Origin of the sequence: Streptomyces sp. NBC_01381 (assembly GCF_026340305.1) — a bacterium.
Classification (GTDB): domain Bacteria; phylum Actinomycetota; class Actinomycetes; order Streptomycetales; family Streptomycetaceae; genus Streptomyces.
Genome location: NZ_JAPEPI010000003.1, coordinates 489306 through 509292 on the forward strand (window position 1 = coordinate 489306; position 19987 = coordinate 509292).

At 67.6% G+C, this 19987-nt stretch carries 27 protein-coding genes and 1 pseudogene; 4 read left to right on the forward strand and 24 right to left on the reverse strand.

Features of this window, described 5'->3' with window-relative positions; genetic code table 11:
• The first annotated feature begins 264 nt into the window (after positions 1-264).
• Positions 265-993: a 1-acyl-sn-glycerol-3-phosphate acyltransferase gene (locus tag OG453_RS40450; RefSeq protein WP_266873707.1), complete on the forward strand. Its 729-nt coding sequence runs from the start codon at positions 265-267 to the stop codon at positions 991-993.
• 22 nt (positions 994-1015) lie between these two features.
• The gene (locus OG453_RS40455; protein ID WP_266873708.1) at positions 1016-1510 is read left to right on the forward strand and encodes a YbaK/EbsC family protein; all 495 of its coding nucleotides are present in this window, start codon (positions 1016-1018) and stop codon (positions 1508-1510) included.
• A 60-nt stretch (positions 1511-1570) separates the two neighbouring features.
• Here OG453_RS40455 and OG453_RS40460 read toward each other — a convergent pair whose 3' ends face one another.
• The 15 genes and pseudogenes from OG453_RS40460 to OG453_RS40535 all read right to left on the reverse strand — a co-directional run bounded on the left by OG453_RS40460 (position 1571) and on the right by OG453_RS40535 (position 11369).
• The gene (locus OG453_RS40460) at positions 1571-3175 is read right to left on the reverse strand and encodes an alpha/beta hydrolase (protein ID WP_266873709.1); all 1605 of its coding nucleotides are present in this window, start codon (positions 3173-3175) and stop codon (positions 1571-1573) included.
• A gap of 210 nt (positions 3176-3385) precedes the next feature.
• Positions 3386-4567, reverse strand: a complete 1182-nt coding sequence (locus tag OG453_RS40465) for a tyrosine recombinase XerC (RefSeq protein WP_266873710.1) — start codon at positions 4565-4567, stop codon at positions 3386-3388.
• Positions 4567-4755 (reverse strand): helix-turn-helix domain-containing protein, encoded by a 189-nt coding sequence (locus OG453_RS40470; RefSeq protein WP_266873711.1) that lies wholly within the window; start codon positions 4753-4755, stop codon positions 4567-4569. The genes OG453_RS40465 and OG453_RS40470 overlap by 1 nt, the downstream gene beginning before the upstream one ends.
• Positions 4752-6212: a replication initiator gene (locus tag OG453_RS40475; protein ID WP_266873712.1), complete on the reverse strand. Its 1461-nt coding sequence runs from the start codon at positions 6210-6212 to the stop codon at positions 4752-4754. Before OG453_RS40475 ends, OG453_RS40470 begins: the two co-directional genes overlap by 4 nt.
• On the reverse strand, positions 6205-6630 hold the full coding sequence (locus OG453_RS40480) for an ASCH domain-containing protein (RefSeq protein WP_266873713.1): 426 nt from the start codon (positions 6628-6630) through the stop codon (positions 6205-6207). Before OG453_RS40480 ends, OG453_RS40475 begins: the two co-directional genes overlap by 8 nt.
• Positions 6627-7304 (reverse strand): DNA cytosine methyltransferase, encoded by a 678-nt coding sequence (locus OG453_RS40485; protein WP_266873714.1) that lies wholly within the window; start codon positions 7302-7304, stop codon positions 6627-6629. Before OG453_RS40485 ends, OG453_RS40480 begins: the two co-directional genes overlap by 4 nt.
• Positions 7301-7540, reverse strand: a complete 240-nt coding sequence (locus OG453_RS40490) for a hypothetical protein (RefSeq protein ID WP_266873715.1) — start codon at positions 7538-7540, stop codon at positions 7301-7303. Before OG453_RS40490 ends, OG453_RS40485 begins: the two co-directional genes overlap by 4 nt.
• Positions 7537-7734: a hypothetical protein gene (locus OG453_RS40495; protein WP_266873716.1), complete on the reverse strand. Its 198-nt coding sequence runs from the start codon at positions 7732-7734 to the stop codon at positions 7537-7539. The genes OG453_RS40490 and OG453_RS40495 overlap by 4 nt, the downstream gene beginning before the upstream one ends.
• Before the next feature lie 91 nt (positions 7735-7825).
• A complete protein-coding gene (locus OG453_RS40500) occupies positions 7826-8107 on the reverse strand; it encodes a SpdD protein (protein WP_266873717.1) in 282 nt (93 codons plus the stop codon).
• Positions 8108-8132: 25 nt separating this feature from the next.
• Positions 8133-8288 (reverse strand): hypothetical protein, encoded by a 156-nt coding sequence (locus tag OG453_RS40505; RefSeq protein ID WP_266873718.1) that lies wholly within the window; start codon positions 8286-8288, stop codon positions 8133-8135.
• Positions 8289-8303: 15 nt separating this feature from the next.
• The gene (locus OG453_RS40510; protein WP_266873719.1) at positions 8304-8960 is read right to left on the reverse strand and encodes a DUF2637 domain-containing protein; all 657 of its coding nucleotides are present in this window, start codon (positions 8958-8960) and stop codon (positions 8304-8306) included.
• A gap of 292 nt (positions 8961-9252) precedes the next feature.
• A complete protein-coding gene (locus tag OG453_RS40520; RefSeq protein ID WP_266873720.1) occupies positions 9253-9426 on the reverse strand; it encodes a hypothetical protein in 174 nt (57 codons plus the stop codon).
• A 5-nt stretch (positions 9427-9431) separates the two neighbouring features.
• Complete coding sequence (locus OG453_RS40525; protein ID WP_266873721.1) at positions 9432-9605, reverse strand: hypothetical protein; 174 nt, start codon at positions 9603-9605, stop codon at positions 9432-9434.
• 84 nt (positions 9606-9689) lie between these two features.
• Positions 9690-11022 (reverse strand): annotated as a pseudogene (locus tag OG453_RS40530) (FtsK/SpoIIIE domain-containing protein).
• Between the two features lie 5 nt (positions 11023-11027).
• Positions 11028-11369, reverse strand: coding sequence for a hypothetical protein (locus tag OG453_RS40535; RefSeq protein ID WP_266873898.1), 342 nt, complete (start codon positions 11367-11369; stop codon positions 11028-11030).
• 171 nt (positions 11370-11540) lie between these two features.
• Between OG453_RS40535 and OG453_RS40540 the strand changes: the two genes are divergently transcribed.
• Together OG453_RS40540 and cutA are read left to right on the forward strand one after the other, a co-directional pair.
• Complete coding sequence (locus tag OG453_RS40540; RefSeq protein ID WP_266873722.1) at positions 11541-12152, forward strand: helix-turn-helix transcriptional regulator; 612 nt, start codon at positions 11541-11543, stop codon at positions 12150-12152.
• Complete coding sequence (gene cutA, locus OG453_RS40545) at positions 12149-12469, forward strand: divalent-cation tolerance protein CutA (protein WP_266873723.1); 321 nt, start codon at positions 12149-12151, stop codon at positions 12467-12469. Before OG453_RS40540 ends, cutA begins: the two co-directional genes overlap by 4 nt.
• A 721-nt stretch (positions 12470-13190) precedes the next feature.
• Here the strand turns inward: cutA and OG453_RS40550 are convergent.
• From OG453_RS40550 to OG453_RS40590, 9 genes are all read right to left on the reverse strand, one after another.
• Positions 13191-13607: a hypothetical protein gene (locus OG453_RS40550; protein WP_266873724.1), complete on the reverse strand. Its 417-nt coding sequence runs from the start codon at positions 13605-13607 to the stop codon at positions 13191-13193.
• Positions 13608-13615: 8 nt separating this feature from the next.
• Entirely contained in the window at positions 13616-14266 is a 651-nt protein-coding gene (locus tag OG453_RS40555; protein WP_266873725.1) for a hypothetical protein, read from the reverse strand.
• A gap of 442 nt (positions 14267-14708) precedes the next feature.
• Entirely contained in the window at positions 14709-15479 is a 771-nt protein-coding gene (locus tag OG453_RS40560) for an urease accessory protein UreD (RefSeq protein WP_266873726.1), read from the reverse strand.
• Positions 15476-16159: an urease accessory protein UreG gene (ureG, locus tag OG453_RS40565; RefSeq protein WP_266873727.1), complete on the reverse strand. Its 684-nt coding sequence runs from the start codon at positions 16157-16159 to the stop codon at positions 15476-15478. Before ureG ends, OG453_RS40560 begins: the two co-directional genes overlap by 4 nt.
• A gap of 75 nt (positions 16160-16234) precedes the next feature.
• Complete coding sequence (locus OG453_RS40570; protein WP_266873728.1) at positions 16235-16909, reverse strand: urease accessory protein UreF; 675 nt, start codon at positions 16907-16909, stop codon at positions 16235-16237.
• Positions 16910-16924: 15 nt separating this feature from the next.
• Positions 16925-18646: an urease subunit alpha gene (locus tag OG453_RS40575; RefSeq protein WP_266873729.1), complete on the reverse strand. Its 1722-nt coding sequence runs from the start codon at positions 18644-18646 to the stop codon at positions 16925-16927.
• Entirely contained in the window at positions 18639-18968 is a 330-nt protein-coding gene (locus OG453_RS40580) for an urease subunit beta (RefSeq protein WP_135330071.1), read from the reverse strand. The genes OG453_RS40575 and OG453_RS40580 overlap by 8 nt, the downstream gene beginning before the upstream one ends.
• Before the next feature lie 16 nt (positions 18969-18984).
• Positions 18985-19287, reverse strand: coding sequence for an urease subunit gamma (locus tag OG453_RS40585; protein ID WP_266873899.1), 303 nt, complete (start codon positions 19285-19287; stop codon positions 18985-18987).
• Between the two features lie 394 nt (positions 19288-19681).
• Positions 19682-19963 (reverse strand): type II toxin-antitoxin system Phd/YefM family antitoxin, encoded by a 282-nt coding sequence (locus OG453_RS40590; RefSeq protein WP_266873730.1) that lies wholly within the window; start codon positions 19961-19963, stop codon positions 19682-19684.
• Between the last annotated feature and the right edge of the window lie 24 nt (positions 19964-19987).

A 19987-nucleotide genomic window follows, 5' to 3' on the forward strand; every position in this document is an offset into this window, starting at 1 on the left:
CGCTAGGTGCGCTGGGCGTGATCTTCAGGGTTCGGTTCGCCGTCTCCGTAGGCTCAATGGGTTCGACTCCCCTAGCCGGGCACAGTTACACGAAGGGACCGGGACCCACGGGTTTCGGTCCCTTCTCCCGTATCTGGCCAACACACCGCGGATCGGGGGTAGTTACACCGGGCGGTGCCGCACTTACACTGACCGCTGCGAGAAGACCAGTGACCTGCGACGACGCAGCGCCAGGCCGGTCCGCAGAAGTGAGGAAGCAGCCGGGTGTTCTATTACCTTCTCAAGTACGTCGTGCTCGGGCCGCTGCTGCGGCTGATGTTCCGGCCGCGCATCGAGGGTCTTGAGCACGTACCGGAATCAGGTGCGGCGATCGTGGCGGGCAACCATCTCTCGTTCTCGGACCACTTCCTGATGCCCGCCATCATCAAGCGGCGGATCACGTTCCTTGCGAAGGCCGAGTACTTCACGGGGCCGGGAATCAGGGGCCGCCTCACGGCCGCGTTCTTCCACAGCGCGGGGCAGATCCCCGTGGACCGCTCCGGCAAGGAGGCGGGCCAGGCCGCGATCCGCGAGGGCCTCGGCGTGCTGCGCAAGGGCGAGCTGCTCGGCATCTACCCGGAGGGCACCCGCTCGCACGACGGCCGCCTCTACAAGGGCAAGGTCGGCGTCGCCGCGATGGCTCTGAAGGCGCAGGTTCAGGTGATCCCGTGCGCGATGATCGGCACGTTCGAGGCGCAGCCGCCGGGCCAGAAGGTGCCGAACTTCCAGCGCGTCACGATCCGTTTCGGGGCGCCCCTGGACTTCTCGCGGTACGCGGGCATGGAGAACGAGAAGGCGGTGCTTCGCGCCGTGACGGACGAGATCATGTACGCCATCCTCGGGCTCTCCGGCCAGGAGTACGTCGACAAGTACGCCGCTGTCGTGAAGGCGGAGGAGGCCGAGCGGGCCGCCGCGGCGAGCAAGCGGAAATTCCCCCGGATGCCGCTGAGTTGATCTCTTGACGTACGGTCTGCCCATGAGCGAACACACCCAGTACACCAAGCTGATCGGACTCCTCGACGAGCGGGGCGCGGCGTACCGCGTCATCGAGCACGAGGCGGAGGGCGCCACGGAGGCGGTGAGCGCGCTGCGGGGCAACACCCTCCAGGAGGCCGCCAAGTGCATCGTGGTGATGGTGAAGATCGGCAAGAAGACGAAGCGGTATGTGCTCGCGGTGGTGCCCGGTGACCGGCGCGTCGACCTGAACGCCGTCAAGCAGCTGCTCGGCGGGACGTACGCCGGCTTCGCCACGCAGGAGGCGGCGGAGCGGCTCGCGGGCAGCGTGAGCGGCACGATCCTGCCGTTCTCCTTCGACCCGGAGCTCGAACTGGTCGTGGATCCGGCGCTCCTCGCCCACGACGAGATCTTCTTCAACGCGGCCCGTCTGGACCGTTCGCTGGCGCTGCGGACCGCGGACTACGAGGCGATCGCCGAGCCGCGCAAGGCCGCGATCGCGCAAGAGGCCGCATAGCGAAGGGGGCGACCGGGATGATCCGGTCGCCCCCTCGCTCACATGCCTAGCGGCGTGCCGTTACGGCTTGGGCGTGGCGTGCGGGGCGCACGTCACGTCCTTGCTGTCCAGCTTGCCGGTGAGCAGGTAGGCCTCGACACGGTCGTTGAGGCACGGGTTGACCAGGTTCGTGATGCCGTGCGAGCCGGCGTCCTTCTCCGTGATCAGACGCGAGCCCTTGAACCGCTTGTGCAGCTCGACCGCACCCTCGTACGGCGTGGCCGCGTCGCGGGTCGCCTGGGCGATGAGGACGGGCGGCAGGCCCTTGCCGGACTTGACCTCGACCGGCTCGTGCTGCTTGCTCTTCCACGTCGCGCAGGGCAGGTTCATCCAGGCGTTGGACCACGTCATGAACGGGTTGTCACGGTGGATACGGGTGTTGTCGCGGTCCCACTTCTTCCAGCTGGTGGGCCACTTGGCGTCCGCGCACTCGACAGCCGTGTACACGGCGTTGCCGTTCTCCGACGCGATGTTGCCCGCGGTGTCCGACAGGTCGGGGCTGGCTGCCTCGATCAGCGGCTTGGCGTCACCGGCCACGTACTTGGAGAAGTTCGTGGCGATCTCGACCCAGGCGGAGTCGTAGTACGGAGCGCTCTGGAAGTAGGCGATGAGCTCGGCGGGGCCGACGACTCCGCCCAGCGGCTCCTTCTTCGCCGCGGCGCGCAGCTTGTCCCAGTTCCCGGCGACCTTCCCGGCGGTGTCGCCGAGGTGGAAGGTGGCGTCGTACTTGGCGACCCACTTCATCCAGTCCTTGAGACGGATCTCGAAGGCGACGTCCTGGTCGAGGTTGGCCTCGTACCAGATCTTCTCCTTCGAGGGGTTGACCACCGAGTCCACGACCATACGACGGACGTGCGACGGGAACAGCGTCCCGTAGACCGCGCCGAGGTAGGTGCCGTAGGAGACGCCGAGGAAGTTCAGCTTCTTCTCACCGAGCGCGGCCCGGATGACATCCAGGTCACGTGCGGTGTTCGGCGTGGTCATGTGCGGCAGCATCTCGCCGCTGCGCTCGGCACAGCCGGCCGCGTACTCGGCGGCGAGCTTGCGCTGGGCGCTCTTGTCGGCCTCGGAGTCCGGGACCGGGTCGAGCTTGGGGGCCTTGACGAACTCCTGCGGGTCGACACAGGAGATGGGCGCCGAGTGGCCGACACCGCGCGGCTCGAAGCCCACGAAGTCGTACGCCTTGGCCGTCTTCTCCCACAGCTTCGCCTTGGTGACGACGCGGTTGGGGAAGCGGAGGCCGGAGGCGCCCGGGCCGCCGGGGTTGTAGAGCAGCGCGCCCTGGCGCTCCTCCTTCGTCCCCGTGCTGCCGATGCGGTCGACGGCGAGCTTGATCTTCTTGCCGTTGGGCTTGGCGTAGTCGAGCGGGACGGTGACCCAGCCGCACTTGATCGCCTTGTCCAGGCCCCAGTCCGCGGGGCATGCCTGCCAGTCGATGCCGGCCTTGGCCGCGCGCTGCGCGGCGAGCGCGACACCGCGGGCCTCGGCGCCGGTCCGCTGGCGGGCTTCAGCGCTGGTGCCGCTCCGGCGGGCGTCGGCGCTCGCGACGGGCGCCATGATCGCGCCCGCTATGAGCGAGCCCGTGATGAGCGTGCCCGCGGCGCCGAATGCTGTGGTGCGTCTCAACTGGTTCCTCCCCCTGTCGATTTCCCTGTCGATTTTCGAACAGTAGGAGGATCCTGGCGGTCATCGGGTTCAGTGCGACAGACAGGGCCGCTGTTTCTTTACCAATCCGATAACCGGGCCGCTGGAACCGGTGAGCGGTTCGTCCAGGTAAGAGGCCCAATCCCCTGAGGAATCAGGCCCCGACCACTGCATGCGTGACTAACTGAGTGACTACGTCTCCGGAGGGCGCCGGAAAATGTCATCCATGACGGTCGCCCCCGTCTGGATCACAGGACGGAGCTGCTTCCGATACACGGTCTCGGTCGTGACCTGACTGGAGTGCCCCACCAGCCGCGAAATCTCTTCAATCGGCACTCCGTTGTCGGAGAGGATCGACACGAAGGACGTCCGGGTCTCTCGCGCAGTCCACTCGTGAGGCTTGATCTCGACCCCTTGGGCCTTGACCTGCCCGAGGACTCGGCGGAACTCGTGTCGCACGTTCGTCGCGTCCAACTGCGTACCGACAGCCGAGGCGAACACGAGCCCGTTCTCCTGCCACTTGGCGCCTGCGGCCTGGCGTTGCATATCCTGACGCTTTCGCTGGACCTTGAGAGCGTCGATAGTCCGGCCGGGCAGAGCCAGCGTGCGACGGGACTTCCGAGTCTTGGTATCCCCCGTGCGCCGGACCGAACGCCACACCGCGATGTGTGGAGGGATCGCAGGCACCGCGTCCGGATCACCCTCAAGGTCCACGTGTTCCCAGCGCAGTGGGCGGAGTTCCTCGGTACGGCCCCCGGTGAGCAGAGACACGACGATGTACGCGTAGAGCCGTGAGTCCTCCGCCGCGACGAGAATTCCCTCAGCCTGCGCCAGAGACAAGGACTTCGAGGGGCGCCCAGGCTGTCCGTTCGGCACATCGCTCAGCTCAACTACATTGCGTTTCACTTTGTCTCGCGCCATGGCTCGCTTCACGGAGCGGTTCAAGCAGGCACGAACCATCGTGAGCGAGGACGTACTGAGGATTGCGGCCTTCCGCTGCAACCACCTGTCCACATCGTCGGCACTAAGGTCACGCAGCTTCCTTGCTCCAAGATCGGGGATCAGGTGATTCTTACAGAGGCTCCGGTAGGTGCCGAGGGTGCTGCGCTCATCCCGACCAGGGAGACCGTAGGCGAGCCAGTTGGTCACGGCGTCCTTGACCGTGTAGTCGGTGGGCGCGATGGCGAGACCGTCTTCGTAGTCGCGCAGCACCTCCTTGAGCTTGTTCTTGGCTGCTGTCTTCGTCGTACCACTCGCTCGCTTCACGATCCGCTTGCCGCTTGAGTCGTGGCCCAGGCTCGCGGTGGCGATCCAGCGTTGCCGCTTGGCGTCCCAGTGGAGGCCGCCGTCACCCCTGCTGCGTCGCTTTGTCATCAGGCCGCCTCCACGAGCCGCTCGCGGATGTAGTCCTGGAGCGAGCTTTCGGGGATGCGGCGGGCGCGTCCCTCGGTGATGGAGACGAGGCGCTTGGAACGAATCAGGTCGTAGACCTTGGAGTGTCCGAACTTGAGCCGCACCATGACCTCCGGCACGGTGAGGAGTTGAGCGGGAGTGGTCGTCATGCTGCGGCTCCTTCCAGTCCATGTTGGTCTTGCAGGGCTTCACGTGCGGTTTCGCGGTTGGTGCGGATGTCTTCGGCGATGCCGGCGGCGAGCCAGGACTCTCCGGGGGTGTGGCCGTGTCCGGCGTAGCTCCAGTGCGCGAGGACCAGGGTGGTGTCCGGGTCGGGTAGGCCAAGGGCTTGGCGTTGCTGGTCGGCGCGGTAGTCGGCGCGGACCTGTCGGCGTTCGGTGAAGGTCGAGGAGTAGGCGCGGGACTTGGTGAGGAAGTGGCCGCGGAAGCCGAGCATGTGAGCCCAGCGGGCCAGCATCCGTTTCGGGTAGACGCGTTGAAGCTCGGAGCAGGCGACCATGAGGCGCCGGATGTGGTCGGGCACGGGCAGGGTGGCCGGGTCTTGGCCCATGCCGGAGCCTTCACAGGTGCGGCAATAGACCGGGGTGCCGTCGACGTGCTCGATGGTGGGGAAGCCGCCGGAGCCTCGGCAGGTTGCGCAGTACACGGCGCGGTCGGTGGCGCCGGTGGATTCGGCTGCTTTGGTGGCGTACTTGGCGACGTAGGCGGCGACCTTGCCTTCGTTGATGTCGTCGGTGGCGAACGCGGTGATGGGCCGGACATCGAGCACCGTGCCCCAGGACAGATCGCGGGCGGGCTGGTTGGAAACGGCCGGCACGCGGACCGCGGTGTAGGGGTGGTGGTGGGCTGCGTTGATCGCGTCGGTGAGTAGGTCGAGCGTGGCCCAGGCCGGGGGTTGGCTGGCAGAGCCTTCCGGTCCGTCGAGGCGGATCACGGCATGGAAGTGGATGGCGCCGCGGTTCTGGAATTCGGCGACCTTGCCGTACGACAGCCGGGCGACGTCGGCGAACTCGCGTTGGGTGAGTCCGGCGCGTAAGGCGATCTCACGGCGTAGCCGGTTGATGAAGCGGTGCCACAGGTCCCCGGCATGGTTGTTGAACAGCACCGCCCCGGCGTAGTCGTAGGTGCTCGGGTTGAGCGCGGTCCCAAGGGCCGGATCGTCGTCACGGTGCCGGTTTCCGCAGCGGCAGCGGCCAGTGTCGGGCTGATTGTGGACGGGCCCGAATGAGGGTGCGGTGAGGGTGAGGAAGACGCGGGGACGCTCGCGCACGGTGGCCGGGATGTGCATGGCGTCGTCACCGCACAGGCCCGCACGGATGAGGCGGTAGGCGTCCCCGGCATACAGGTAGGAGCAGGGCGGACAGCGCGAGGCACGGCGGTTTCCGCAGGCGACCCGGAGCCGTCCGCCGGGTTGGTCGTCACTCGTGGTGTGGTGCAGCAGTTGGCCTGTGGTCTTGTCCTGGGTGGTGGTCCAGCCGGTCAGGTGGATGGGGTTGGCGCAGCCCCCAGTGCGGCGGATCTGATCACGCCAGCGGTCGAAGTCCGGGGCCGCAGCCACCCGAAGCAGATCGCCCAGGGCGGTGGGGTCCAACGTGGTGTCAGTCATGGGCCACCCCGAGCGCCTCAGCAAGGAGGGGAGCCGACAGGAGTCCGTCAGGTGGGGTCCACAGCCCGCGGTCGCCAGGCCAGGGCAGCGGCTCGGACAGCCGAGTCACATCGGTGAGCTTCCAGTGCCACTGTCCGGGGGCCGACCACAGGGTGCAGTAGCCGTCCGGGGCGTGGCAGTCGATGAGCCGGGCCACGGCGACGATGGCGCCTTTGGGCTGCGGCCGGCGCAGGAACGGCCGGGCGAGCGGGGCATTCCAGGCGTGGCGGTCTTGGGTGAGTCCGGCATGGATGAGGAGCAGGCCGCGGTAGGCGGTGGGCCATGTGCGGTTTTCGATCTTCTTGGTGCCGTAGGCGATGGCCGATGCCCAGGGCTGCCACACGGTGAGGGATTGGATGTTGGGGAGTGGGGTGGTCATGCCGTCACCTCCGCCGCGAGGTGGTCGAGGAACTGTTCTGCGAGGTGTTGGGTGTACGCGGGGGGAATGGCTTCGGCGATCTCGTGGCGGACGTCGGTCCAGTCGATGCCCATCGCCTGTTGCCACTGTGGGACCGTGCCTTTGCCGCCGCCTTCGCCGTAGACCGCGAAATAGGGGCCCTGATACCACTGGCCGTGCCGCATGCCGGCTACCCGTCCCCGGTGAGGCACGTGCGGGTACTGCAAGGTCGGGAAGCCGTGGATCTCGAAGTAGCGGTGCCGGATCACTGCGAGGCCGAACATCTCCCCGCACAGCGTGAGATCACGTCGGACGGTGGAACCTTGCACGTTTTCGATCACTAAGGGGCGGCCGGTGGTGAGCATCGCGGCCCTGCCGGCGGGGATCAGGTCGGGGTATTCGCGGCCCTGGTTGGTGCCCTTGGTCAGGGCGCTGTGGTGCTGGCACGGCCATGAGCCATGGATGAGGTCGAAGCCGGCACCGTGCTCGCGGACGAAGTCGAGCGCGTCGGCCTGGTGGAACTCAAAGGGATAGTTCGGCTGAGGGTGCAGGTCGACGCCGACGACCTCGAAGCCAGCCCGGTGGTAGCCCATACCGGCGCCACCGACACCGCAGCACAGATCCAGAACACGCCGCTTGCGTGGCGAGGTGCTCATGCCGTCACCGCCGCAGGGTCCTTGGCCATGTCGTCCAGGACCTGAGCCGCCTGGGTGGCCTGGGTGGCGAGGTCGCGTAGGGCATCGGCGGTGCCGGGAACGGCGATAAGGGAGATGTCGATCAGGCCGCCGCCGATACGCAGGCTGACGAACGCCTCGTGCGGCCGGTCGCCGAAGATGCTGAGCCGGGTCGGGGTGTCGGCTTCAAGGTGAGCGGTCAGGGTGGCGGTCTTCATGCGTTGGCACCCGCCTTCGTGACCACAGCAGCCCGCGGCCGGGCGGGCGCAAGGTAGGTTCCCTTGCCGTCGCAGGCGGGGCAGAGTGCCGTCTCAGTGGCTCGGGTGCCGTCCGGGAGCCGGTATCCGGCGTCGATGGCGGCGGCGGCGAATCCGTCGCAGTGGCCGCAGATGCGGGTACGGGTTGCGTGCATGATGGGACTTCCTTCCGGTTGCTTGATCGGGTAGGGGCCGTGCCGTCCGGGGCGGATGAGACTTGGCGGTTGAGGCCGCCCCGGGGGCCGGTCAGCGTCGGTCGTTCATGAGCGAGCGGATGACCACGGCGAGCAGGGCGAGCGAGCCGGCCGTGATGGCGATGGCGAGGAACATCGAGGTCAGCAGCAAACCGCCGACGACAAGCCCGCCAAGGACCAGCACGGGGTTGCTCTTGACCAGCTCGACGGCTGCCGAGGTGCGGGCCAGGGGAGCGGGCTGAGGCGCCGGAGCGGGGTTGTGATCGGGGGCCGGGGGCACGGCGGTGTTGATCGTGGGGTAGGTGTCCGGGGTGGGGTACTTGGGCTTGAACATCGGTGGATCTCCCTTCTGGGTGGGGTTACTTGACCTGGGTGTCGATGAGTGGGGCGAAGAGGCTGTCGGACAGCAGGTAGCCGCCGAGGAGGAGCAGGGCGACGAGCCAGAGCGGCGGACGGAAGAGCTTGACGCCGAGGTAGCCGACGACCGCAAGCGCGAGCCAGAGCGGAACGGTCATGACAGGTCTGTCCTTTCAGGCGAGTTGGAGGGTGATGGCCTCAGCCATGGGAGCGGGCACACCCAGGCGGGTACGCAGGGTGGTGGAGTCGATCGGGCCACCGGTCGAGGCGCGGTGAGCGTCAGCGATCTTCTGAGCGCGATCCACGAGCGCCCGCGGAACCTTCACCACGGGCTCAGCAGCAGGAAGTGCGGGAGCGTTGGGAGCAGGTTCGGGGGCATCGAGCGCTTCGGCCACCGGCTCAACCACGTGTTCAGCGGGGGCCGATTCGGTCGGCACGGCGGGCAGCGTCGCCACCGGTTCGGGTGCGTGGTCGGGGTGGTGGGCCAGGAGGGTGCCGCCGAGGAAAGCGAGCGCGGGCCAGCCGGCAACCAGGAAGCGCAGCCAGGCCGGGACGTGGGCCAGGTCGAGGAAGCCCGCGGTGGCGACGTTCGCACCGAGCGAGGCGATCAGGGCGACCACGAACCAGAACCAGGCCAGGCGCGGGGTGTCTCCGGTACGGAGCCGTCGCCAGGCCGCGACGAGGAGCAGGTCTACCGAGATCGGGTAGGCCCAGGCTTTCCAGCCGGTCTGTCCGGCCGCGTCGGCGATGTCGTGCAGGTGGGCAAAGGACAGGGCTCCGGCAATCACGGCTTGGATGAGGACGGCATCGGGACGGATCGAGCGGGACATGTCTTCACCTCCTTCGCGTAGTTGGGCAGGTTGTGGCGTTCAGCGGCGGTTGAAGCCGGGGCAGCCGTTGATCATGTGGTCAACGCATGCAGCGCAGTCCCCCCGCAGGCCCCGGTGAATTTGGGGGTCGTAGGCGTGGCGCCAGCACTGCGGACACTCGCGCTTCGGTACGGACCTCGGTGTCTGAGCGGTCTTGGGTGAGGTTCCAAACAGGTCCATCACGTGCTCCTTTGGTGAGTTGGGGCCGGTACCGGGCGGGGTGTGGAGTCCGGCCGCCCGGTACCGGCGGTGTTCAGTTGGTGGGGGCTTCTCCGGAGCCGAAGCAGGCCAGGCACATCCCGGTCTGTTCGCCGACGACGCGGTGCTTACGGCCGACACGGACGGGGCGGGAGACCTCTCCCGTGCCCTTGCACGGCTTGCACTTCGCGGCCGTGAGCTTGCGGGCCGGGGTCTTCTTCGCGGCCATGGCGCTCACTCCCCGGACGGGTCGAAGAACGTCGGAGCGGAGTCGATCGGCAGCGAGGAGGCCAGAGCGCCGCCAACGACATCGGCGAAGTCCTGGTCGGCGCCCGGCTGTTCGGCGTAGATGCACAGGAAGCCGAGGAGCAGCACCGTGCGGTTCAAGTCGTCGCAGTTCGCGCACATGACGGGTGGTCCTTCCTGGATCAGGCATGGAGGGGGTAGGGAGTTGGCGCGAGAGTGGTCACGCCGACCGTTGAGGGGGTGTGGCTACAGGGCCTTCGCGGGAGCCGGGACCTCCGTGCGGGCCGGGCGGAAGGGGCGCAGGGCCGGGATCATGGGGACCAGGTGGGCGTACTGGCGGCACACCGTGGCCACCTCCCCCAGGCTGGTCTTGGGGGTGCGGATCCGGGTCCAGCCGCCCGAGGTGTCCCCGGCAATCGCGGTGCCGCGGCGCTCCGGGGCGATGGCGGTAGCGGCCGGTACGGCGAGATCACTGATGTCGCCCAATCCCATTTCCGCGGTCTGCTTGTCGTTGCAGCGGTGCACCACACGGCCGGTCAACTGGGCACGCAGGGCGGTAGCACCCTTGCCGAGATCGGTACCGAAGCGCTGCGCGTTCACTTCCAGATAGATACCGACCGCACGGGACAGCTGGGCCAGGCGCACGAGCTGGGTGACGACGTGATCGCGGCGCTTGCGGTCCTCGGTGGAAACCACGAAGAACAGTTCGGCGATCTGATCGATCAGCACCACGATCGGCACCGGACGCAGGTGCCTGGGCAGGCCCCAGATGTCAGAGGTGATGTCTTGAAGAGCAGTGCCCGGGGCGATGCCCTGATGCAGGCACAGCAGGTCGAAGCGGTCTTCCATCTCCGTCACCAGGGCGTCAAGCAGCCCTTGTGCCCTGATCCGGGTCGGTGGCCAGGGCGGAGAGACGTTCCGCGAACGGGGCCTGCTCCACACCGCGCTTGCAGTCGATGCCGACCAGCGCCACATCCAGCGGGGCGAGGGCTTTGATCAGACACCGCTGGTACATCGACTTACCGGAGTCGCTCGCGCCCAGCGTCAACGCGTGGGGGATCTTGCGGTAGTCGCGGACGAAGGGGCGTCCGTCCTCGCGCAGGGCCACTACCGCGGACAGTGGGCCAGGGGCCAGCCGGCGCGGCATCCGTACGCGGTCGAGGATGTCGAAGCCGGTCATGCGCAGCTCGACCACGCCGGGTTTGAGTTCGGCGACGTGCATCGAGTACACGCGCCAGGCATGCCGCAGCCGGTCAGCCGACTTGACCACATCGTCTGGGGCCAGACCTGCCGCCAGGTGAAGCCGCAGCCGCAATCCCGTGGTGGTCGGGCGGATCCCGCGCACCTTCGGGACGCCGGGCCGTGCATCCTGCTGGCTGGTCGCGTTCTTGGCGAGCACCCTCCACCAGGGAGGGGAGACCGTCAGCTCACAGGCTTCCATGGTCTGCCGGTAGGCCGAGAGGATCCGGTACAGAGCAGCCGGGAGGCCGAACAGCGACCAGTACACGGCCGGAGCCTTGGCCCGCGCTATCAGGGCGACCAGCACCAACAGGGCGGCAAGCACTAAGAGTTCGGTCATGGCGATCAACCCTTGCCGTTGGCCATGGCCGGAACCTGAGCGGCCATCACGGCGGTTGCGCGGTAGCTGATGCCGTGCCCGAAGTCGTTTTCCCACGGGCGGCCGAACGGCTCGACCAAGGTCACCTGCATCCCCGGCACCAGACCCTCGGCGATCCCGGACTCCGGGATGGTGAAGGTGTCTACGTCCGGCTTGCCGTCGATGTTGATCAGAGCGACGTTGACGCTCATCAGCAGTTCGCCCGTGTTCGTGTCGTACGCCTTCTCGTCCGTCTTCTTGTTCTTGATCTTCGGCTCCGGGGCCTGCATCAACATCACAGACGTCCAACGCTCCGGGTTCAGAGGCATGATCCGCACGACGGTTACTCCTTGATCGAAGGGAGGGAGCGGCACAGTCACCCGAGGCGACAAACAGCCCCCTACTTTTTAGCCCTCCAGGAGAGGACTAATTCTTCCTCTCATCATGGGGACCAATGTGTCCGCTCGTCAAGGACTAAGGCGTCCCCTAATATGGGAAGCATGGAGTTGCATGAAGTGATCAAAAAACGGCGTGGCGAGTTGGGCATGTCTCAGGCCGATCTGGCCGCAGCCGCAGGCGTCGATCGCCGCCAGGTCAGGCGGTACGAAGCCGGCGAGCAACAGCCCGTACTGTCCGTTGCCGTAGCCATCGCGCACGCGTTGGGGATCACCGTCAACGAGTTGGCTGGCCAACCCGCACACCGAATCGACCTGTCGGGCACTTGGTGGATGACGTGGCAGACCTCAAGGGGCGGGGAAGAGGCCATCGCAGCGCAGCAGGTCAGCTTCGCGCAGCAAGAGGAGTTGATTCACCTCGACACCATGGCTCGCGGCCTCAGTGTCGAAGCAGGTGGCTACCACTGGCGTGGGGAGCTCCGCCTATGGGACCAAGAAGTCCTCATGGGTTGGTACGTAGCCAACGATGGTCCGGTGCGTTCGAAGGGGACTCTCTACTTCGTACTGCACCCCCACGGGATCAGCATGTCCGGCCGCTGGGTGGGTCTCGGTTTTGACGGCAAGGTCATGACCGGGTGGGGAACAGCCGCCCGAACCAAGGATGAGGCCGTGGAGCTGAACACCCGGCTCCGAGAGGATCGAGGGACATCCCTGTGACGGAGGTCTGCGCAGTCCTGATCACCGCGCCGGATGCGAAGTGGCTCAAGTCCCTGGTGCGCAACATGGTGACCGATCGGCTGTGCGCTGTTGGGCACGTCAGTCCGGTCAGCACCACGTACAGGTGGGAGGGCGAGGTTCACGAAGCCGACGAGGCGCTTGCCACCCTGCGCACTGTGCCGGATCGCGTTCCCGAGATCATCGCTCGAACGCAACGAGAGCATCCGTACAAAGTGCCCAGCATCATCACCATGCCGATCACCGATGCCACGCCTGCCTATCGAACTTGGATCATCGAGCAGTCGAGCCCGCTCTAGGAACCGCAGCGCGGACAAAGTTTCCCTACATCATCAAGAGGCTCGCTCCGCTCGCAGACCATGTACCGCCAGGGTCGCCAACACCGCCCACGCCTGAGGGCCAACGCCCGCGGTGACGCGTATACGCCGGCATCGCGCCGCCGCCGCGATCCGGCCTCTGAAGAGGGAAAAGACCAAGAGCAACAACATGCCCTAGTCGCATACGTACAGGCAGACCCCTAGAACCCCAAAAACCAGAGGCCTAACAGAGTTAGGTCGATCCGCAAGGAATCGTGAGCCGCACAGAGTGCGTCGGCGCCGGATGGGCGCCGACGCGCGAGCCCTCGCCATGTCTCCGCCAGCGGGGCGCACGCGTCGTCGCCCATCCGCACCCACAAGGGGAGAAGAGCAAGCATGGGGCAAGGGGGAGGAGCCGTACAGGCAAAAGACGCTTTGTGCTTACAAACCGAGGCCGGATCGCGGCGGCGGCGCGATGCCGTCGAACCCGCTCCCATGGACGAGGCCCATCGGCCGGGGCGGTCGGCTCCACGGCTTTACGCAGCCACTTTGGGGCGAGCCTCTAAGATCATGGCCCCAACGTCGTGCTTTAACGGGCAGGTCCACAGACTGCCCGACTCGCGATGAGCTTACGGGGCCATGATCACTCGCCCCAAAGCAGCTCCAGCCCAAAGCCGCTCCGCCGACCTACGCGCCGACCTGCAGGGTGAGCAGACGGGAATGCTCACTTTACATCCACACGTTCCATAATCAGCTTAATATCCCGCATATCCTTTTCCCGATTGGAGCGCGTTTTCCACTCCAGGACCCGAGAGAGTGGACAAAAAGGGATACCTTCTACCAGCTCCGCCGAATTGATCAATTCGTCAGCATCTGGCGCCCCCGGCAGCCACCGGTCGAAGATCTCGATGTCGCCATCGAAGAGCACCACCATCAGACCATGACCTGACGGAGGTACCGTGGCGTCGGCCATGCTCAAAGCGATCTTCCAGGCGTCCGCACGTGCCACGATGTCGAGATCATTCACGTCCTGCCTGAGACCATGCGCAAGCAATGGGCCGCTTCCGGCCACCACATAGTCATCTGTGGGCAAGTGCAGGGTTAGCAACTCACGGACGAAGGGGTGCTGCCGCAGTCCCAAAGATCCTCCTAGAGGATAGGCAGCCCCACTGCCGCGCGTGCAGCCACACTCATGACCAATGCTGCGATGACACTTGCCAGCGTACCGGTAAGGAAGTACTTCGATGCTTGGTTGACGTGATCGACTGGAGCACGTGCCAACGCTTTGGCCGCCAACACCAAGGCGGCGGCCTCGGGTTGACCAGCGGCGAGGAAAGCGAACAGCAGCCCACGCTCGATGAGGCCGATACCCCGACCGCCGCTACGAATCAACGCAAGGGCGGTATCCCTATTTGACCCGTTAGGTAGCCTATAGACCTCTTCTACCACGGGGTCGGTTGCCGCCTTGACAAAGGCTCCCCCACCGAAGACTGCAATGAGTAGAGCGGAGAGCATCACGGCCAGCGTGTCATTTTGTAGCAGGTGATCGACGAACATCGAGGCTGTAGCCCACGCTGTCCATATGCCGGCTAGCACGGCAAGCATCACCGTCACGACGCCTAGCTGTTTGCTGGTGCTCACTCCCGTGGGCAGTGGACTCGTGATCGAGAACCCGAGAGACGGGGTGGATGGAGACCGGTAGAGCAGGATGCAGCCCAGCGCTAGCAGTGCTGCAGTTGCTAACGCGCTCCAAGACCTGGGCTCATCGATGTATGGAGCTATGGCGTAGGTGCCGTACACGAGTGTGAGCAAAACCGATAGCCCAGGACGAGCCGTGAACCATTTTCGCTCCCAGGACACGACCAACGGTGCTGTCAGGCCGAAGAAGACCCGCGCTGCTTCCAAGGTTCCCCCAACTCGCCTGGACACAGGGCGCTTTCATTCGCTGCGCGATCCTACGCCAGGCACGGGCGGGCGGACTGGTCGCGAGGCAAACCTGACCCTGCCACCGCCCCAGGTTCGTCGGAGACTCAAGATTGTGATTGTGACCTGGGGACCGGCATGTGAGCGCCCTCCGAGTGACTATCCGCGTGACAACGCCGACGCACAGCCGCGAACAACCGTGGACGTCAGCGGACCATCATCGCAGGTGAGAGACACTCCAACCGCAGGCCAACTCCCACCCCCAGTTGCCAATCCGATAGGCGGTGCAGGGAACTCCGCTGAGCGGATATGCCCCCGTTCACGTCAGAGTGCGCAACGCCTCGTCGAGGGCGCGCCGCACGCGCAGCGCGTCCGGCGCGACGACGGTGACGAGGACGCCGGGACCGGCGAGCGGCATCCGGACCGCCCCGTCGCCGAGCAGCGCGGGCGCGGGCTTCTCCTGCTCGAACTCCGGGTGTACGACGACCAGTTGCCCGATGGCGCGATGCCCGGCGAGGGCGGCGGGCCCGTCCCATCCCCCGGGTGCGCCGGGCCCGCAGGACAGCTCCTGGTCGAGCAGCGGCCGTCCGGCGCGGCGCACGGTGAGCCGGCTGGTGAGCCGCCCAGGCCCTTCCCCGGTCCGGCCGAGCACCTGCTCCTCCCGCAGCACCAGGCTCGCGCCCGCGGCGAGCTCGGCCCGCGTGGTGACGCGCAGCTCGCTGTCGCGTACGGAGATCAACTGCTCGGGCAGCCAGCGCAGCTCGGCATCGTCACCGACCGTGATCCGTACGTCGTAGCGCGCGGGCTCCTTCGACTGGCCCGGCAGCGCGAGCGTGGCCGCGGCGGACCCGACGCGCAGGCGGGCCCCCGCGTGGGCGGCGGCCTCCACGGTCAGCCGGTCGCCCCCGAGCGGCGCGCTCATCGCCCCGACGAGCGTGACGTGGGCGCCCTTTCCCGCCGAGCGGGTGCGGCGCACGGCGAGCGGGCCTTCCCCGTCGAGCACGGGCAGGTCGGTGCCGCCCCGGCCGTTGCCCCGCGCGCCGATACGGGCGGTGGCGCGGACCCCGGAGGCCGCGATCGCGACGGTCATGCGGACGCGGTCCAGGCGGCGTACTGCTCACGCACCCAGGCGGCCACCGGCCCGACACCCTCTTCGGACCTCAACGACTGGAATACGACGGGCAGTTCGGCGCGCTGCGCCTTGGCGTCCGCCGCCATCCGGCCGAGGTCGGAGCCGACGTACGGCGCGAGGTCCGTCTTGTTCACGACGAGCAGATCGGCGGTGGTGACACCGGGTCCGCCCTTGCGCGGAATGTCGTCGCCGCCGGCGACGTCGATCACGAAGATCTGCCCGTCGATGAGCCCCTTGGAGAAGGTGGCGGTGAGGTTGTCTCCGCCGGACTCGACCAGGATCAGGTCCAGCGGCCCGACTTCGTCCTCCAGGTCCTCGACGGCCTCCAGGTTGGCGGAGATGTCGTCGCGGATCGCAGTGTGCGGGCAGGCCCCGGTCTCCACGGCGGTGATCCGCTCGGGCGGCAGCACGGCTTCGCGCAGCAGGAACTCGGCGTCCTCGCGGGTGTAGATGTCGTTCGTGACGACGGCGAGCGCCAGTTCGTCCCGCAACGCCTTGCAGAGCGCGGCGACGGTGGCGGTCTTGCCGGACCCCACGGGCCCGCCGAGCCCGATGCGCAGGGCACGGCGGCGTCCGTCGGGACGATGTGCGTCGGCGCTCACGGCGGCGGCTTCGTCGTGGGAGTGATCGAGATGCATGGTGCGACTCCTCTGGTTCAGCAGTTCATTTCGCCCTGTGCGGCGGCCACTTCAAGCCCTCGGGGGGGGCGATCTCTACGACGCGAACAACCGCACAGGCCACGCCGCGTGGGCCTCCGCCCCGACCTCCAGGAGCGGTGCGGATGCCGCGGGCAGCGCGTCGACACCCTCGTCGAGAGCGCATCGCGCGGCCTCCGCCGCCTCCCGCGCGACGAGGTCGAGCTCGGGGGCGAGCCGGGCCAGCACCCCCGTGGCGTCAAAGGGATCAAGGCTCAGCAACCGCACCGTCGCGGTCGCGGGCCCGCTGACGCACTCGTACGCGGAGCAGTACGCGGCATCCTCGGGCCCAAGCCCCGCAGCCCGGGCGGCAAGCCCGAGCACGACCGGCTGATGCGCGCCCTTGGGACGGGCGGCGGCCAGTTGGTCCAGCGAGGGATCGGGCCACGCCGCCCGCGCGGCCCGCATCATCTGCCGCCCGAGCCGCCGCCCGGCCACCCGCAGCGCGGGCGACGGCGTACGGGCGTCGGCGGCCTCGTCAAGATCCAGCGGATCGATCCCCAGCGCGGCGGCCGCGGCCAGCGCGGCGGACACGAGCCCCGTCGTGTGCAGCCGCCCCCGGCAGAAGGACTCCAGGCTCGCGGCTCCGCTGACCCGCCCCGCCTTGACGGCCTCTTCGGCCCCGCCGGAGTGCGCGTGCCCTCCGGCGGGAAAGCGGCCGTCGGCCAGAACGAGCAGTGCGGCCCTAGACATCACGCACATCCGCCATCAGAACAGGAAATACCGCTGCGCGAGCGGCAGTTCGGCGGCGGGTGACGGTTCGACCAGCTCCCCGTCGATGGTGACGGCGAAGCTGTCGGGAGCGACCTCCACCCGCGGCAGGGCGTCGTTCTCGCGCATGTCGGCCTTGGTACGCCCCCGCGTAGAGCGGATCGCGGTGAACTCCTTGGCCAGGCCGAGCCGTTCGGGCAGCCCGTCGTCGAGCGCGGACTGGGTTACGAAGTTGACCGAGTTAAGCCCCGGTGCCGCGCCCCGCGCGCCGAACATGGGCCGCGGAAGGACCGGCTGCGGCGTGGGGATGGAGGCGTTGGCGTCGCCCATCTGCGCGTACGCGATCTGCCCGCCCTTGATGACGACCTGCGGCTTGACGCCGAAGAACGCCGGGTCCCACAGCACGAGGTCGGCGAGCTTGCCGGTCTCGACCGAGCCGATCTCGTGGTCGATGCCCTGCGCGACGGCCGGGTTGATCGTGTACTTGGCGACATAGCGACGCGCACGCCGGTTGTCCGCGCGCGTGTCTCCCGGCAGGGAGCCACGCCGACGCTTCATCACGTGCGCGGTCTGCCAGGTTCGCATGACGACCTCGCCGATGCGCCCCATGGCCTGTGAGTCCGACGACATGATCGAGATGGCGCCGAGGTCGTGCAGGATGTCCTCGGCCCCGATGGTGGTGGGCCGGATGCGTGACTCGGCGAAGGCGAGGTCCTCGGGGACCGCCGGGTTGAGGTGGTGGCAGACCATCAGCATGTCGAGGTGTTCCTCGACGGTGTTGACGGTGTGCGGCCGGGTCGGGTTGGTGGAGCTCGGCAGCATGTTCGGCAGCGACACCGCCGTGATCATGTCCGGGGCGTGCCCGCCGCCCGCGCCCTCGACGTGGAAGGCGTGCAGGGTGCGTCCCGCGACGGCGCCGAACGTGGCGTCGACGAAGCCCGCCTCGTTCAGGGTGTCGGTGTGGACGGCGAGTTGGGCGCCGGTGTCCTCGCAGACGTTCAGACAGGCGTCGATGGTGGCGGGCGTGGCGCCCCAGTCCTCATGGATCTTGAAGCTCACCGCGCCGGCCCGCAGTTGGGCGTGCATGGACTCGCTGGAGACCGTGTTGCCCTTGCCGAGGAAGCCGATGTTGACGGGGCTTGACTCCATCGCCGCGAACATCCGGGCCAGGTGCCAGGAGCCGGGCGTGATGGTGGTCGCCTTGCTGCCCTCGGCGGGCCCCGTGCCACCCCCGATGAGGGTGGTGACGCCGGAGGCGAGCGCCTCGTCGACGATGGTCGGCGAGATGAAGTGGATGTGGGTGTCGATGCCGCCGGCGGTGAGGATCTTGCCGTTGCCCGCGAGGACTTCGGTCTCCGGGCCGATGACGAGATCGGGGTGTACGCCGTCCATGGTGTCCGGGTTGCCGGACTTGCCGATGCCGGTGATGCGTCCGTCACGCATGCCGATGTCGGCCTTGACGATGCCCCAGTGGTCGATGATCACGGCGCCGGTGATGACGGTGTCGGGTGTGCCTTCGGCGCGGGTCGTGCGGGACTGCCCCATCGACTCGCGGATGACCTTGCCGCCGCCGAACACCGACTCGTCACCGGAGCGTCCGGGTCCGCCGGAGCGGTCCTCCTCGATCTCGACGAGGAGGTCGGTGTCGGCGAGCCGGATCCGGTCGCCCGTGGTGGGGCCGAACAGATCGGCGTACGCGGCACGGGACAGCTCAGGCATCGAGGGCACCTCCGGTCTCGCCGCGCAGGCCGGGCACGATGCGCTTGCCGGCCAGCGGGACGAGTTCGACGTCGACGGGGATTCCGGGCTCGAAGCGCACGGCGGTGCCGGCGGCGATGTTGAGCCGCTTGCCGTGCGCGGCCGCACGGTCGAAGTCGAGACCGGGGTTGGCCTCGGCGAAGTGGTAGTGGGAGCCGACCTGTATGGGGCGGTCGGCGGCGTTGAGGACGGTGAGGGCGGTGGTCGCGCGGCCCTCGTTGTAGGCGACGGGCTCGTCCGCGAAGAGGATCTCGCCGGGTATCGGCGGGTGCACCGAAGTCATGGCTCAGGAACCCCCGTCAGACGATCGGGTCGTGGACGGTGACGAGCTTGGTGCCGTCCGGGAAGGTGGCCTCCACCTGGACGTCGTGGATCATCTCCGGGATGCCGCTCATGACGTCGTCACGGGTGAGCACCTTGCGCCCCGACGACATCAGTTCGGCGACGGTCCGGCCGTCGCGGGCGCCCTCGAGAATGTGCGAAGTGATCAGGGCGATCGCCTCGGGGTGGTTGAGCAGCAGCCCCCGCGCCCTTCGCTTCTCGGCCACGTCAGCGGCCACATGAATGAGCAGTCTCTCCTGCTCGTGCGGGGTCAGTTGCACGCGTCCCACCTCACAGTCCTCGCTCCGGACCGTGCGGGGTCCGGCTGCCGCGGCCACCGCGACGGATATAGATGTAACACACAGGCATTGCGCTGGATCTTGCGCACCCCGGTTACGAAATCCCCTGGTGGCGTGGCGTCGCAGGCTAGTTGGACGGAGTTTCAGCGAGGTTAACCAGTACTTGACCGTTCGATGACCGTCAGCTGGGTTCGCCCATACTCGGCGGGCCGCGCGGGCCGCCACGCGACGTAGGCGACTACCCCTTCTTGACGCGCGACGGGACCGGCCGCAGAGTGAGGTCACCCCGTAAAACGTACGATCCTTCTCTTTGAATCTCGCACCGGATCCACCAGCACGAAGACGGCTGTGCCGACCCGCTGACCAGGCGGTGCGGCTACGTGGCGTTGGGACCCCGGTGTTCGGCGGCGATTCCGAAACGCTGCTGCCGGCCCGCGCCCGACGACGACGTGGAGCGCACCGACGAGACGGAGCTGACCACCTGCTCATCGGCGGCGTCCGGAAGCTCCTGCAGCCGCTCCAGGTCGGCGGCGGAGACCAGGGCCACGAGCGGCTTGCCGTGCCGGGTGACGACCACGCGCTCACCGCCGTACACAACGCGGTTGATCAGATCGGCGAGCTCTGCTCGGGCTTGCGTCACCGGAATCTCGTAGGCCATGTCCCCCAGCTTAACCGCCACCCG

Excerpts from the sequence above, each read along its gene's own strand:
- OG453_RS40455 (WP_266873708.1), top strand. The coding sequence starts at position 1,016 with ATGAGCGAACACACCCAGTACACCAAGCTGATCGGACTCCTCGACGAG.
- OG453_RS40465 (WP_266873710.1), bottom strand. The coding sequence starts at position 4,567 with ATGACAAAGCGACGCAGCAGGGGTGACGGCGGCCTCCACTGGGACGCC.
- OG453_RS40470 (WP_266873711.1), bottom strand. The coding sequence starts at position 4,755 with ATGACGACCACTCCCGCTCAACTCCTCACCGTGCCGGAGGTCATGGTG.
- OG453_RS40475 (WP_266873712.1), bottom strand. The coding sequence starts at position 6,212 with ATGACTGACACCACGTTGGACCCCACCGCCCTGGGCGATCTGCTTCGG.
- OG453_RS40480 (WP_266873713.1), bottom strand. The coding sequence starts at position 6,630 with ATGACCACCCCACTCCCCAACATCCAATCCCTCACCGTGTGGCAGCCC.
- OG453_RS40485 (WP_266873714.1), bottom strand. The coding sequence starts at position 7,304 with ATGAGCACCTCGCCACGCAAGCGGCGTGTTCTGGATCTGTGCTGCGGT.
- OG453_RS40490 (WP_266873715.1), bottom strand. The coding sequence starts at position 7,540 with ATGAAGACCGCCACCCTGACCGCTCACCTTGAAGCCGACACCCCGACC.
- OG453_RS40495 (WP_266873716.1), bottom strand. The coding sequence starts at position 7,734 with ATGCACGCAACCCGTACCCGCATCTGCGGCCACTGCGACGGATTCGCC.
- OG453_RS40500 (WP_266873717.1), bottom strand. The coding sequence starts at position 8,107 with ATGTTCAAGCCCAAGTACCCCACCCCGGACACCTACCCCACGATCAAC.
- OG453_RS40505 (WP_266873718.1), bottom strand. The coding sequence starts at position 8,288 with ATGACCGTTCCGCTCTGGCTCGCGCTTGCGGTCGTCGGCTACCTCGGC.
- OG453_RS40510 (WP_266873719.1), bottom strand. The coding sequence starts at position 8,960 with ATGTCCCGCTCGATCCGTCCCGATGCCGTCCTCATCCAAGCCGTGATT.
- OG453_RS40520 (WP_266873720.1), bottom strand. The coding sequence starts at position 9,426 with ATGGCCGCGAAGAAGACCCCGGCCCGCAAGCTCACGGCCGCGAAGTGC.
- OG453_RS40525 (WP_266873721.1), bottom strand. The coding sequence starts at position 9,605 with ATGTGCGCGAACTGCGACGACTTGAACCGCACGGTGCTGCTCCTCGGC.
- OG453_RS40535 (WP_266873898.1), bottom strand. The coding sequence starts at position 11,369 with ATGCCTCTGAACCCGGAGCGTTGGACGTCTGTGATGTTGATGCAGGCC.
- OG453_RS40540 (WP_266873722.1), top strand. The coding sequence starts at position 11,541 with ATGGAGTTGCATGAAGTGATCAAAAAACGGCGTGGCGAGTTGGGCATG.
- OG453_RS40560 (WP_266873726.1), bottom strand. The coding sequence starts at position 15,479 with ATGACCGTCGCGATCGCGGCCTCCGGGGTCCGCGCCACCGCCCGTATC.
- ureG (WP_266873727.1), bottom strand. The coding sequence starts at position 16,159 with ATGCATCTCGATCACTCCCACGACGAAGCCGCCGCCGTGAGCGCCGAC.
- OG453_RS40570 (WP_266873728.1), bottom strand. The coding sequence starts at position 16,909 with ATGTCTAGGGCCGCACTGCTCGTTCTGGCCGACGGCCGCTTTCCCGCC.
- OG453_RS40575 (WP_266873729.1), bottom strand. The coding sequence starts at position 18,646 with ATGCCTGAGCTGTCCCGTGCCGCGTACGCCGATCTGTTCGGCCCCACC.
- OG453_RS40580 (WP_135330071.1), bottom strand. The coding sequence starts at position 18,968 with ATGACTTCGGTGCACCCGCCGATACCCGGCGAGATCCTCTTCGCGGAC.
- OG453_RS40590 (WP_266873730.1), bottom strand. The coding sequence starts at position 19,963 with ATGGCCTACGAGATTCCGGTGACGCAAGCCCGAGCAGAGCTCGCCGAT.